Origin of the sequence: Jiangella asiatica (assembly GCF_004349065.1) — a bacterium.
Classification (GTDB): Bacteria; Actinomycetota; Actinomycetes; order Jiangellales; family Jiangellaceae; genus Jiangella; species Jiangella asiatica.
Genome location: NZ_SMKZ01000008.1, coordinates 24,324 through 36,587 on the forward strand (window position 1 = coordinate 24,324; position 12,264 = coordinate 36,587).

Sequence of the window (12,264 nt, forward strand, 5' to 3'; positions counted from 1 at the left end):
GCAGCTCTTGCCACGGTGATGCATCACTCGTAGGTTACCTGACACATCACAGTCGGAAGGAGCTTCGATGCCCGTCGATCCGAAGCTGGTGCACCGCGATGCTCCACCCTTTGCTGCAGTTCGACGCCAGGCTACTGGATGGTGACCTTTGCGAGCGGTGTCGCGGATCTCCTGGCGATCCGCGAATTGACGGTCACCTTCCGTACCGGTGGACGCGATGTGTACGCCGTCCGCGGGGTGGACCTGTCCGTCGCCGAGGGTGAGACGCTCGCCGTCGTCGGGGAGTCCGGGTCGGGCAAGAGCGTGACGATGATGGCGGCGCTCGGCCTGCTGCCCGACAACGCCGAGGTGTCCGGGTCGATCCGGCTGGGTGATCGCGAACTGCTCGCGATGGAGGAGCGGGCGCTGCGCTCGGTGCGTGGCGCCGAGATCGGCGTCGTCTTCCAGGACCCGATGTCGTCGCTGAATCCCGTCCACACGGTCAGCCGGCAGATCGCCGAGGCGATTCGCGCCCATTCGGACGTCTCGCGCGCCGCCGCGCATGCCCGGGCGGTCGAGTTGCTGGGCGAGGTCGGCATCCCGGACGCGAAGGGGCGAGCCGACGACTACCCGCACCAGTTCTCCGGCGGCATGCGGCAGCGAGTCATGATCGCGATGGCGCTGGCTTGCGGTCCGCGCGTGCTGGTCGCCGACGAGCCGACGACGGCGCTCGACGTCACCGTCCAGGCGCAGATCGTGGACCTGGTCGACCGGATTCGCGCGGAGCGGGGCATGTCGGTCATCTGGATCAGCCACGACCTGGGTGTCGTGGCGCAGATCGCCGACCGGGTCACCGTCATGTATGCCGGACGCGTGATCGAGCAGGGCTCGTGCGCCGACCTGTTCGACGCGGCCGTCCACCCCTACACGGCCCGGCTGCTGCGGGCCATGCCGCGCCTTGACGCCGTAGCCGGAGCCGAGCTAGAGGTCATCCCCGGCAGCCTGCCTGACCCGGAAGCACAGCCCGAGGGCTGTGTCTTCGCCCCGCGCTGTGACCACACCCTGGACCAGTGTGCCGCCGCCCGTCCAGCCCTGCTGCCGCTCGTGGCGGGCGGCAGGCACGCGGTGGCGTGCCACCGGGCCGGCGATCGGCTCACGCACAGCCAGCCGCCGGGCCTCGTCGGGGGCGCGCCCGCGCACGAACGATCCGCCGGCCAGATCGTCGTCGCGCTGGACGATCTGCGGGTTCACTACTGGGGGCGGGGCTCGTGGCGCCGAGCGGCAGCGCCGGTGCGCGCCGTCGACGGCGTCACCCTCGGCCTCGAGCGCGGACGGACGCTCGGGCTGGTCGGCGAGAGCGGCTCGGGCAAGTCGACGCTGGCCAGGGCGCTGCTGGGGCTGGAGAAGACCAGCGGCGGCACCGTGGCGTTCGGTGGCCAGGTGCTGCACACGATGAGCGCCGCCGGCCTGCGAAAGCTGCGCTGCACCGCACAGTTGGTCTTCCAGGACCCCTCGGCGTCGATGAACCCGGCGCTGCGTGTCGAGGACGTAGTCAGCGAGCCGCTGCGGATCAACCGCCGCGGCTCGGTGGCCGAGCAACGCGCTCGGGCGGGCGAGCTGTTGGAGATCGTGGAACTCCCACGCGAGCTGGGTCGCCGCTTCCCGCACCAGCTCAGCGGCGGGCAGCGACAGCGGGTCGCCATCGCCCGCGCGCTCGCCCTGGACCCTCAGGTCCTCGTCTGCGACGAGCCGGTCTCGGCGCTCGACGTCTCGGTGCAGGCACAGATCATCACATTGCTGTCGAGACTGCAGGCGGAACTGGGGCTCTCCCTCCTGGTCATCTCGCACGACCTGGCCGTCATCCGGACCATCGCGCACCGGGTGGCCGTCATGTACCTGGGCCAGATCGTCGAGCTCGGCAGCCGTGACGACGTTTTCGGCGGGCCGCGCCACCCTTACACTCGCGGTCTGCTCGACGCTGTCCCAATTCCAGATCCGCACCGACGCTCCCGGCCGGTACCCCTGGCCGGTGACCCCCCGAGCCCGGTCGCACCACCACCGGGCTGCCGGTTCCACGAACGGTGCGCTTTCGCCCGACCCGGACTCTGCGACACCACTCCGCCACCCCTGGAGCAGCAGCGCCCCGGCCACTGGACTGCGTGCCATCTCGCCGACGAGATCGCCGCCTCGTCCACCGCCCCCGATCCGGTCCGCTCAGCGACGGGCTGACCGCGCTGACGCCACTGATCGCCACCCGGAGGTCCAGAAGATGTTCGAACGTCGCATCACCAGGACGGCAGTGCCGGCGCTCGTCCTCGTCGTCCTGATCCTCGGCGCCTGCGGTTCCAATGGAGGGACCGAGGACACCGGCTCGTCCGACGCCGCCGGCGCCGCGACCGCGGAGACCCTGCGCATCGGGATCATGTCCGAGGAGGGAAACCTGACGCCGCACACCTACGCGACCGGATTCCCGGGCCTGAACCTCACCATGCTCAGTTACGACTCACTCATGCAAGCCGACGAGAACGGGGAGCCCCAGCCCTGGCTCGCCGAAACGGTCGAGAGCTCACCGGACGGCTTGACCTACACGCTCGGCCTCGCCGACGGCGTCACCTGGCACGATGGCGAGGCACTCACGGCCGAGGACGTCGTCTTCAGCGTCGACTACTACAAGGCCGGCCCGCCTGGCCGGTTCGCCACCGCGATGGCCAACGTCTCGCAGGCCGTTGCGCAGGACGAGTCCACGGTCGTCCTCACCCTGGGCGTGCCGGACCCGTCGTTCGAGATCCGCGTCCTCGCCGACGTGCCGATCCTGGCCGAGCACGTCTGGTCTGGCATCACCGAGCCGGACCTCGCACCGTTCGACGAGACCACGAACATCGGCTCCGGGCCATACCGCCTGGTGGAGTCCGACCCGGGCGTGAGCTACTCCTTCGAGGCACACCCCGAGTACTTCCGCGGCGAGCCCAAGGTCGATGAGCTCGTCGTGGTCCAGTTCGCCGACGAGGCCGGCGCCACCGCGGCGCTGCGGTCCGGTGAGATCGACACGATGATGCGGTCGATCTCGCCCGAGCAGATCGACGTCCTGCGCGGCGCCGGGAGCCTCGATGTCGTCGAGGCGCCCGAGTACACGACCACCCTGCTGGTCTTCAACACCGCGGTCGCGCCGTTCGACCAGGCCGAGTTTCGCCGGGCCGTCGCTCTCGCCGTCGACCGGCAGCGGCTCGTCGACGACGTGTTCCTCGGTGCCGCGGTGGTCGGCAACGCCGGCTGGGTGCACCCGAGCTCGCAGTGGTACGACGAGTCCGTCGAGACGGTGTATGACCCGGAGGCCGCCGCCCGGCTGTTGGACGACATCGGCCTCACCGACTCCGATTCCGACGGCATCCGCGAGCTCGACGGCGCCTCACTGTCCTTCGAGCTACTGGTCGCATCGAACAATGCGCTGAGAATGCGCCTGGCCGAGCTGATCGGCGAGCAACTGGGGGAGGTGGGCATCGGGGTCGAGGTCAGCTCGGTCGAGATGCAGACCCTCGACGACGCGGTCTGGCCGGGCTACGACGTCGCACAGGGCCGCAACTACGAGATGTCCATGTGGGGCTGGTCGGCCTCCAGCCAGGCCGACATCGGCCAGATGGCGTCGCTGGTCTCCAGCGACCCGGCCATCGGCAACCTCAACGTCACGGGCTACGCCGACCCGGAGACCGACGCACTCGCCGTCGAGCTGGACACCGAACTGGACCCGACGGCCCGGGCCGAGGTTGCCGACCAACTGCAGCAGCGGATCGCCGAGGAGGTCCCGTTCGTCTCGCTGCTGCACCCGAACGGCGCGTACGGCTACAACCCGGACGTGTTCGGCGACTGGGTCTCGATCACCGGTTCCGGCCCGATGACGAAGCTGTCGTTCATCCCGGACGACGGCCAGCCCTGACGCACGTCGTGCTCACCACGGACGGAAGGAGACGGCGACGATGAACGCGCGACGCCTCGGCCTGGCCCGCCTCGGCCAGTACGCCATCGTGCTCGTCGTCGCCGTCACCCTGAACTTCGCGCTGCCACGGCTGATGCCCGGTTCGCCGCTGGCGCTCATCGCCGGCGTCGAGGCGGGGGAGATGACGCCGGAGGAGCGTGCGGCGGTCACCGCCGACGCCGGGCTGGACGAGCCGCTGGTCGTCCAGTACCTCACCTACTGGAAGAGCATCCTCACGCTCGACTTCGGCTACTCCTTCCGCCAGGGCACGCCGATCGAGGAACTCGTGCTGGGCCGGCTGCCCTGGACCCTGCTGCTCACGCTCACCGCGCTGGCGGTGTCCGGCACCGTCGGCATCGCACTAGGGGCCTTCTCCGCGTGGCGGCGGGGAAGCAGGTGGGACGTCGGCTCGCTCAGCTTCATGATCGCGCTGGAGTCGACGCCGCAGTTCTGGCTCGGCATGCTCTTCATCGCACTGTTCTCGGTGTCGCTGGGCTGGCTACCGTCGTTCGGCGCGACGACGGCCGGCGCGGACCTGTCCGGCCTGGCGTGGGTCGCCGATGTGGCCGAGCACGCCGCGCTGCCAGTGCTGACGCTGTCCATCCTCAGCATCCCGGCGGTGTACATGGCGATGCGGTACTCGACACTGTCGGTACTGGGCGAGGACTACATCCGTACCGCCCAGGCCAAGGGGCTGCGGCCGCGTGCGGTGATGATGCACCACGTCGTGCGCACGGCGCTGCTACCGGTCACCACCGTCCTGGCGCTGCGGCTGGGCTGGGCGTTCGGCGGCACCGTCGTCATCGAGACCGTGTTCTCGTATCCAGGCCTGGGCCGGCTGATGTACGACGCGGTCTCCGCCCGCGACTACCCGGTCATGCAGGGCACCTTCCTGGTCTTCACGATCGCCGTTCTGCTGGCCAACCTGCTCGCCGACTCGCTGTACCCCCGCCTGGACCCGAGGACCCGCGTATGACCGCTCGCGTGATCACCGAGTCCGCGCCGGAGCCGCAGATCGTGTTGCGCCGCAGCCGGGTGTCCGGCGACCGCACCAGAGTGCTCGGCGTCATCGGGGCCGTCATCGTGCTGGCGCTGGGCACCGTCGCGGTGCTGGCGCCCGTCCTGGCCCCGTACGACCCCACCGAGCGAGCGGGGACGCCGTTCTCGCCACCGTCGGCGGAGCACCTCCTCGGCACCAACGACGTCGGGCAGGACCTGCTCAGCGAGATGATCTACGGCACCCGGGTCTCACTGACCGTCGGCATCGTCGCCGCCGCGGCCGCCATGGTTCTCGGCACCGTGGTGGGGCTGATCGGCGGCTACTTCCCGCGGCTTGGCGCGGTGGCGATGCGCGGCGTCGACGTCGTGCTGATCCTGCCGTTCCTGCCGCTGCTGATCGTGCTTGCCGCCTACCTCGGGCGCAGCATCGTCAACACCGTCATCATCATCGCGATCCTCATCTGGGCGCCGACCGCCCGGGTGATCCGCTCGCAGGTGCTGTCGCTGGCCAAACGCGACTACATCGTCGCCGCCCGCTCTATGGGCGCCGGGCACGGCTACGTCATCCGGCGCCACGTCCTGCCCAAGACCCTCCTGCTCGCCATCGGCGAATTCGTCGCCGCCACCAGCGGAGCGATCCTGCTCGAGTCGTCCCTCAGCTTCCTCGGCCTCGGCGACCCGCTGCAGGAGAGCTGGGGGTCGACGCTCTATTGGGCCCAGGCACGCGGCGCGTTCCTCACGCCGGCCTGGAAGTGGTGGGTGCTCCCGCCGGGCCTGCTCATCATGCTCTCCGCCCTCGGATTCGCCCTGCTCGGCTACGCCCTCGAGCAGCGCATCAACCCACGCCTGCGCCGCTCGTGACGGCACCGACAGAAGGGACACGCCCATGACCAACGTCCTCATGCTCGCGAGCTACGGTCTGGAGATCGTTGAATGCGGCGGCGCCATCGCCAAGGCGGTCGCCGCCGGCGAGACGGTCAACGCGGCCGTCCTCATGTGCCGTGAGGAGAGCAAGCCGCAGGTGTCCCGCGCCGCGGACATCCTGGGGGTCAGCGGCGTGGACTTCCTCGACGTGTCCTTCGGCGAGGTGGACCTCACCTCCGCGACCAAGGTCAAGGTCGTCGAGCTGATCCGGCGGACCAAGCCCGACGTCGTCATCATGCAGGACCCGCAGCACGCCCAGCACGACCTCGACCCCGACCGCCGCGTCATCGCCATTCTCTACGCCGAGGCGCTCGCCGTCGCCGGCCGCGACTGGCGCATCGATGAGTGCGGCGGCCACGACCCGCACCCGATCCCGACCATCTACTACATGACCCCCGAGCACCCGAACTGCGTGGTCGAGATCGGCGACGTGCTGGACAAGAAGCTGACGGCGCTGCAGGAGCTTTCGTCGCAGAACACCTTCAGCGCACAGCACTGGCTCGCGCACACCACGCCCGAGGTGCTGAAGTCCGTCATCCCGGCCTGGACCGACGGCGAGCTGGAGACGCTCGGGTCGGAGGGGCAGCGGGCGTTCTTCACTGCGCTGGCGCTGACGAACGGCCTCGCCTCGCACTCGGGCGCGGTCCTCGGCGAGCCTTACCGGCGTGAGGGCAGCTTCGTGATGGACCGGCTGACGAACTGAGGATCGACGCGGACCCGGTACCCGTATAGGGTATGCACACAGTCCGTTCGCGAAAGGGGCACTCCATGGCCACGTCCACCTTCACCGTCGTCGGCATGACCTGCGGCTGCTGCGCCAACAAGGTGCGCGACGAGATCGCCAGGATCGACGGCGTGGGCACGGTCGATGTGGACGTTGAGTCGGGCGCGGTAGGCGTCACCAGCGCGGTCCCAGTGCCTGCCGACCAGGTGAAGGTCGCGGTCGAGACGGCCGGCTACCAGCTGGTCTGAGTGGCCGAGCCCTCTCCCCGATCCATCTCCGGCCGGAAGAGGGCATCCGGTGAACGTTCAGGTGACGCGCAGCGAGCGGCTCTGGCGGTGGCGGATGTTCTTGACGCGGTTCTGGCAGGTGAGGCCGCAGAAGCTGCGTGTGCCGTTCTTCGAGCGATCGACGTAGACGCGGTCGCATTCAGCGGCGGCGCAGACGCCGAGCCGTCCAGCTCCCGCGCTGCCCAGGGCCATGGTGAGCGCGGCCGCGCAACCGGCGGCCCAACCGTCGCCGAGCCGGTCCGAAGGGCCGTGGAAGTGCATGTCCCAGGTGCTGTCGTGCTGATCCAGCCGCGGAATCGGCCGGGCCCAGGACAGGAGTGAGTTGGTCGCGGTCGAGGCCGCATCGAGGTCGTCGTCGGCCGCGGCCTCGAAGATCCGCCGCGCGTCCCGTGCGAAACGCACGAGGACGTGCACGTCACGCTGCCCGACGGCGGGCTGCCGCCCGTCCCTCGCGAGAATGCGTCCCAGCTCGTCGCGCAGCTCGCGACCCGAGGGGACGAGTGCCGGCCGGCCGCCGGCGTACTCGCAGGTCTGGACGTTGACGAGCTCGACCGCGACCGTGAGCAGGTCCACTACGTGACTGTCAAAACGCATTTGAACAGTCTATGCACTCCACCCTATCGTCAGTCCCATGACTGGCAAACGGCGGTTCGACAGTCTCGCGGCGTGGTGGGGCTCGGATCTTCCCGGGACCGTGAAGGTCCTGCTGCTGGCCCGGTTCGTCAATCGGATCGGCGCCTTCTCGATGCCCTTTCTGGCCGTCCTCCTCGTACGGGACCACGGCGCATCGGTGCGGGTGGCAGGGCTCGTGGTCGGAGCGTTCGGGGCGGCGACCATCGTGTCGCGTCTCCTCGGTGGTCGTCTCGTCGCCGGCGTCGGGTCCAAGGCCGCGGTGGTGATCGGGCTGTGTGGAACCGCGGGCGCTCAGCTTGTCATCGCCGTTGCGCCCACTCTGGTCGTCGCGCTGGCCGGTGCGGTCCTACTCGGGCTGTGCTTCGAGATCTACGAGCCTGCGAGCCAAGGGCTGATCGCCGACGTCACGCCCGACCACCTCCTCCCGGCTGCCTACGGGCTGCTCGGCGTTACCCTGTCGGCCGCCGGCCTGGCCGCAGGACTGGTCGCGGCCGCGGTGGGGCGCATCGGCCTCTCCTGGCTGTTCGCCATCGACGCGGCCACCGCGCTCGCGTGCGCTCTACTGGTGGCCATCGCCATGCCGGCCACACCGCGCCACCCACGCGACGAGTCGGCGAGAACACGGCCCTGGGCGGACCGGCGGCTTCTCGCACTCATGGCGACCGGTACCGCCTTCGCGACCGTCTACATGGCCGTTCCCATGGCCTTGCCCATCGCCCTCACGACAGCGGGCCGGGATCCGTCCGAGGCGGGCCTGCTCGCGGCGCTGGGCGCGCTGGTCGTCGTGGTCGCCCAGCCTGTCCTGCGCCGTCACGCCGATCCGAACGGGCGCATGGTCAGCGGCTACCTTCTCGTCGCGGTGGGCCTCGCGACCGCCGGAGCCTTCCCCACCCTTGCCGGCTACACGGTCTCGGCGGTCGTCATCGCGCTCGGCGACGTCCTTTTGCTCGGCTACGCCTATACGCTCGTGGCGCGCCTGGCGCCGGCCGGGACCAAGGCCGCCTACTTTTCTGTCTACGGCATCATTTGGGGCGTCGCGCTGACGGTTGGGCCGCCGCTCATGGGCTCGGCACTCGCCCATGGCACGCGCACGTTCTGGCTCGTCGCGGCGGGCGTCATGCTCGCCACCGCAGTGGCCCATCGCCTCGTAGCTCGTTCCGGAGCGCTCAATCCCGCAGCGCGTACAGGCTGAGTGTGGTCGCGGTCAGGGCGAGCGCCGTGCCATGGACAGCGGCTGCGGCGAGCATCCCGGCGCGGCGGGGCGAGCGGCCATCCGCCCGCGGCGAATCACGATGGCGGCGTCCGCGACGCTGCGGGGTTTCGCGACGGCGTCGAGCGCTCGAACCAGCGGGTCGCGGCGGTTGCGGGGGAGGGCGGCTGTCGTGGCGACGACGTCGCGCTGGCCGCCCTGCTCATCGACGGCGGACTCGTTGGCGTCGCCGTCGACACCGGTTCGGCCGTGGCGGGTCGCCGGCCGTGTTGGGGTCCCCCACGGTGTGAACCGCCCGGCACGGGAACGCATGGCGCGTGATCGTCGGCATCGTCTGGTGCTGCTCGGTGGTCCGGACCGGGCGGGCCGTCGTCACCGATGGCTCGTGTTGCCCATGCGGCCCGGGTGGCGGGCAGGTGTGGTCGTTCGCCTCGATTGTGTACGCACACGTGTTGGTGATCGTCATGGTGGCTATTCCGGGGAAAGACGGACCGTTCTGTTCAATTGGGGGTTGATACCGGCGACGTAACGTGCTTCGGTGGAGAGATCGTGGTCAAGCAAGCGCCACCGCCCTTCGATTCTGGAGAGGTGCCAGCATGCAGACCCAGGTCTTATCGTCCCTGGACGAACGTGTAGAGCATGACCACCAGGACATCGACAAGTCCGACCGAAACCAACTCACCATCGACCTGCTGAGGCTTGCCGCCCGGGCGAAGGGTCAGAAGCGTCAGCGGCTGATCGACGAGGTCGTCCTGCTTCATCTGGGCCTGGCGGAATCGGTTGCCTGGCGTTACAGCAACCGGGGGATCGAGCGTGATGATCTGGTCCAGGTGGCCTGCCTGGGGCTGGTCAACGCCGCTCGGCGGTTCGATCCGGCTTACGGTAAGGACTTCGTGTCCTTCGCGATGCCGACCATCACCGGTGAGGTGAAGCGGTACTTCCGTGACCGTGGCTGGGCGGTCCGGCCGCCGCGCCGGGTCCAGGAGCTGCACGCGGCGGTGGCTGCGGCGAGGTCGGAAATGTCGCAGGCCCTGGGGGCTGCACCAGCCGATGCCGAGCTGGCCGAGCACCTGGGCGTCGAGGTGGAGGAGATCAGGGAGGCGAACGCCTCGCACGAGTGCTTCACGGCGGCCTCCATCGACCACCGTGGCGGTGACGGCGAGGAGACCCGGCTGGCGGATTCCCTCGGCGAGGACGAGCGCGGTTATGCCCGGGCCGAGGCCGTGGTGGCGCTGGCGCCGGCTTGCCGCGCGCTGCGTCCGCGTGATCGTCGTCTCCTCTACCTGCGGTTCTTCCGCGGCTGGACCCAGCAGGAGATCGCCCAAGAGCTCGGCGTCACCCAAATGCAGGTGTCACGCCTGCTGACCCGCATCCTCACCAACCTGCGATCCAGCCTTGGCGTCGCCGAGCCCGAGCAACGCACCCGGAGGCGTCGCGCGGCGCGGTGACCGCAGCGCATTCGCTGCTGCGGTAGTCAGGTCAAGGAGCCGCAGCGCGGCTGCGAAGATCGAAGATCGGTGCGAACCGGTTCCTCATGGAATCGGTCCCGCTGGGAACAGAGGTGCTGTGACTGTCTCTCCTCCTCGTGCCGGCTCCGCCGGCCACATCCCGGAGCCGGGCCGCGCCGGCATGATGTCCACGCAGCGGCTCGGGGGATGTGTGATCGTCCGCCTCGCAGGCGAGTTCGCCGATGCCGACGTGCTGCCGCTGCAGCGAGCTCTCTGCGATCTCGTCGCTTCCGATGACGTCGTCATCGACTTGTCGCGCACGGGCCCGTCGGCCGCGACGGTGGTGGGCGCGCTGACCGCCGCGCACGATGAGGCGGTGCGGCATCGTATGAGTCTCCACGTGACTGGCGCCGCCGGTGCGCTACGGCGCCTCCTGAACCGGTCCCAGCTGGAGGCCCGATTGACCTATCACGAGCACCTCGCCGACGCCGTGGAGTCGGCGCTCGCGGCGCGCGATGCGAGAACGCACGGCACGTAGGCGGGTGGACGAGTGCACCGACGCGCCGACGCCGTGACCTTGCCTCAACCGAGAATGCGCACGGTCTTGACAGCCGCTCGCATCGCAGTACGCCACGAGGGGAATCGCCGTGGCTCGCCCACCAAATGCGGGAACGGATCGATCAGGATCGCCCAGACCACCCACTTGCCGCGGTCGTGATGCACGCTGGCCCGGATCATGTCCGACTCCTACCCAGTCAGGTTGGCCGCATTCCCGGCCGGCCGCAAGCGTCGCGGTACCGATGGACCACATCCAGGCGGCGACTCGATCAACGGTCGGGTTGAACGGCCGTCATGGCCGTGACGTCCTTGACCGACGGAGGCCACCTGGGGCGCAGAGACGTCGACGCGGCGCGACACTTCGATCACGACGATTCCTCCCATGGACGTCGTCGATCATGCGGAGGGAGGGAGAGTAGCCCGGACCGTGCGCGGTGACGGTTCCCCTCATTCGCGCAGCGCGGGGAGCACCGCCTTGCCGTAGGTGCGGATCGTGCCGAGCGGGTTTCGGCCGGCCACGTTCATCACTACGATCGCGGTCGCGCCGAGTTGACCCAGCGCTTTGATCTTGCGCACGTGGTCCTTCGGATCAGGAGAGAACAGGCTGGCGGCCTTGAAGGTCATGTCGGACACCTGGTCTCTGCCATTGGCATGGATCTGGCCGGGATCGTGGATGTCGTCGCTGTAGTGCGCCGGGACCTGGGTGGCTTTCCATTCGCGAGCGCTCTCCAGAGCCGCGTCCTGGGTCTCGTCGATCGCCACGGCGGTCTGCAGAACGATTTCACCGGGTTCCTTGCTCGCCATCTCGCGGGCGCGGCGATAGCCGGCGATGACGCTCGGGACCGAACGCGGATCGGCCAGGGTCCACACGCCGTCGGCGAGACGGCCGGCGATCTCGGCGGCCTGCTCGCCGAATGCCGACATGAAGACGGGTGGGCGCCGCGCTGGGACGTCGTAGAGCCTTGCCGCCTCGGCCCGGAAGTACCGGCCCCGGAAGGTGACGGTCTCACCGTCGAGCAAACGACTGATGATGGTGAGCGCCTCCTCCGTCCGCTCCAGCTGCTCCTGCACGTTTGGCCACGTCATCCCCGCTGGGACTTCGTTCATAGCCTCTCCGGACCCCACGGCCAGGAAGGCGCGGCCGGGGCACAGCGTCTCCAGAGTGGCCACCTGCTGGGCAACGACGACGGGATTGTAGCGGTGGACGAGGGAGGTCACCGCGGGACCAAGCGTCACCCTGCTCGTCGCCTGTCCCGCCGCCCCGAGCCATACCCATGCATTGCCGCAAGCCGCCGGCGACGGGTTGCCTGGCTCCCACCACGGGGCCAGGTGATCGCTGCAACTCACGAAGTCGAAGCCGGCGTGCTCCGCGGCCACTGCCTGTGTCAGCAACTCGTCGGCGGCGAACCGCTCATGTGCGAGCGAGACGCCGTACGCCACGTCCTCGGGCCGGTGCCGGCGTGCCCACAGCAATCCTCGAGTCGATTCGATGATGTTCATTTCAGGCCCGTACCCAGGAGGTCCGCCGGGCA

General features: G+C 69.5%; 13 protein-coding genes. 9 read left to right on the forward strand and 4 right to left on the reverse strand.

Features of this window, described 5'->3' with window-relative positions; genetic code table 11:
- Positions 1-138: 138 nt before the first annotated feature.
- From E1269_RS07775 to E1269_RS07800, 6 genes are all read left to right on the forward strand, one after another.
- The gene (locus E1269_RS07775; RefSeq protein WP_131893085.1) at positions 139-2,208 is read left to right on the forward strand and encodes an ABC transporter ATP-binding protein; all 2,070 of its coding nucleotides are present in this window, start codon (positions 139-141) and stop codon (positions 2,206-2,208) included.
- Between the two features lie 40 nt (positions 2,209-2,248).
- Positions 2,249-3,910: an ABC transporter substrate-binding protein gene (locus E1269_RS07780; RefSeq protein WP_131893087.1), complete on the forward strand. Its 1,662-nt coding sequence runs from the start codon at positions 2,249-2,251 to the stop codon at positions 3,908-3,910.
- Positions 3,911-3,950: 40 nt separating this feature from the next.
- Complete coding sequence (locus E1269_RS07785; RefSeq protein ID WP_131893089.1) at positions 3,951-4,925, forward strand: ABC transporter permease; 975 nt, start codon at positions 3,951-3,953, stop codon at positions 4,923-4,925.
- Complete coding sequence (locus tag E1269_RS07790; protein ID WP_131893091.1) at positions 4,922-5,809, forward strand: ABC transporter permease; 888 nt, start codon at positions 4,922-4,924, stop codon at positions 5,807-5,809. The genes E1269_RS07785 and E1269_RS07790 overlap by 4 nt, the downstream gene beginning before the upstream one ends.
- 25 nt (positions 5,810-5,834) lie before the next feature.
- Positions 5,835-6,575 (forward strand): PIG-L deacetylase family protein, encoded by a 741-nt coding sequence (locus E1269_RS07795; RefSeq protein ID WP_131893093.1) that lies wholly within the window; start codon positions 5,835-5,837, stop codon positions 6,573-6,575.
- A gap of 65 nt (positions 6,576-6,640) precedes the next feature.
- Positions 6,641-6,844, forward strand: coding sequence for a heavy-metal-associated domain-containing protein (locus E1269_RS07800; RefSeq protein WP_131893095.1), 204 nt, complete (start codon positions 6,641-6,643; stop codon positions 6,842-6,844).
- Between the two features lie 57 nt (positions 6,845-6,901).
- Here E1269_RS07800 and E1269_RS07805 read toward each other — a convergent pair whose 3' ends face one another.
- Positions 6,902-7,477, reverse strand: coding sequence for a CGNR zinc finger domain-containing protein (locus tag E1269_RS07805; protein WP_131893097.1), 576 nt, complete (start codon positions 7,475-7,477; stop codon positions 6,902-6,904).
- Between the two features lie 100 nt (positions 7,478-7,577).
- Between E1269_RS07805 and E1269_RS07810 the strand changes: the two genes are divergently transcribed.
- Positions 7,578-8,708, forward strand: coding sequence for an MFS transporter (locus E1269_RS07810; protein ID WP_203433138.1), 1,131 nt, complete (start codon positions 7,578-7,580; stop codon positions 8,706-8,708).
- A gap of 12 nt (positions 8,709-8,720) precedes the next feature.
- Here E1269_RS07810 and E1269_RS07815 read toward each other — a convergent pair whose 3' ends face one another.
- Positions 8,721-9,038 carry a hypothetical protein gene (locus E1269_RS07815; protein ID WP_131893101.1) on the reverse strand — a complete coding sequence of 106 codons (318 nt, stop codon included), beginning with the start codon at positions 9,036-9,038 and terminating at the stop codon, positions 8,721-8,723.
- Positions 9,039-9,322: 284 nt separating this feature from the next.
- Between E1269_RS07815 and E1269_RS07820 the strand changes: the two genes are divergently transcribed.
- Positions 9,323-10,174, forward strand: a complete 852-nt coding sequence (locus E1269_RS07820) for a SigB/SigF/SigG family RNA polymerase sigma factor (RefSeq protein WP_131893103.1) — start codon at positions 9,323-9,325, stop codon at positions 10,172-10,174.
- A gap of 184 nt (positions 10,175-10,358) precedes the next feature.
- A complete protein-coding gene (locus E1269_RS07825) occupies positions 10,359-10,712 on the forward strand; it encodes an STAS domain-containing protein (RefSeq protein ID WP_338033565.1) in 354 nt (117 codons plus the stop codon).
- Between the two features lie 44 nt (positions 10,713-10,756).
- Here the strand turns inward: E1269_RS07825 and E1269_RS32140 are convergent, their stop codons facing one another.
- Both E1269_RS32140 and E1269_RS07830 read right to left on the reverse strand, forming a co-directional pair.
- Positions 10,757-10,912, reverse strand: a complete 156-nt coding sequence (locus E1269_RS32140) for a hypothetical protein (protein WP_162606276.1) — start codon at positions 10,910-10,912, stop codon at positions 10,757-10,759.
- Positions 10,913-11,179: 267 nt separating this feature from the next.
- Positions 11,180-12,232, reverse strand: a complete 1,053-nt coding sequence (locus E1269_RS07830; protein ID WP_131893107.1) for a TIGR03557 family F420-dependent LLM class oxidoreductase — start codon at positions 12,230-12,232, stop codon at positions 11,180-11,182.
- Between the last annotated feature and the right edge of the window lie 32 nt (positions 12,233-12,264).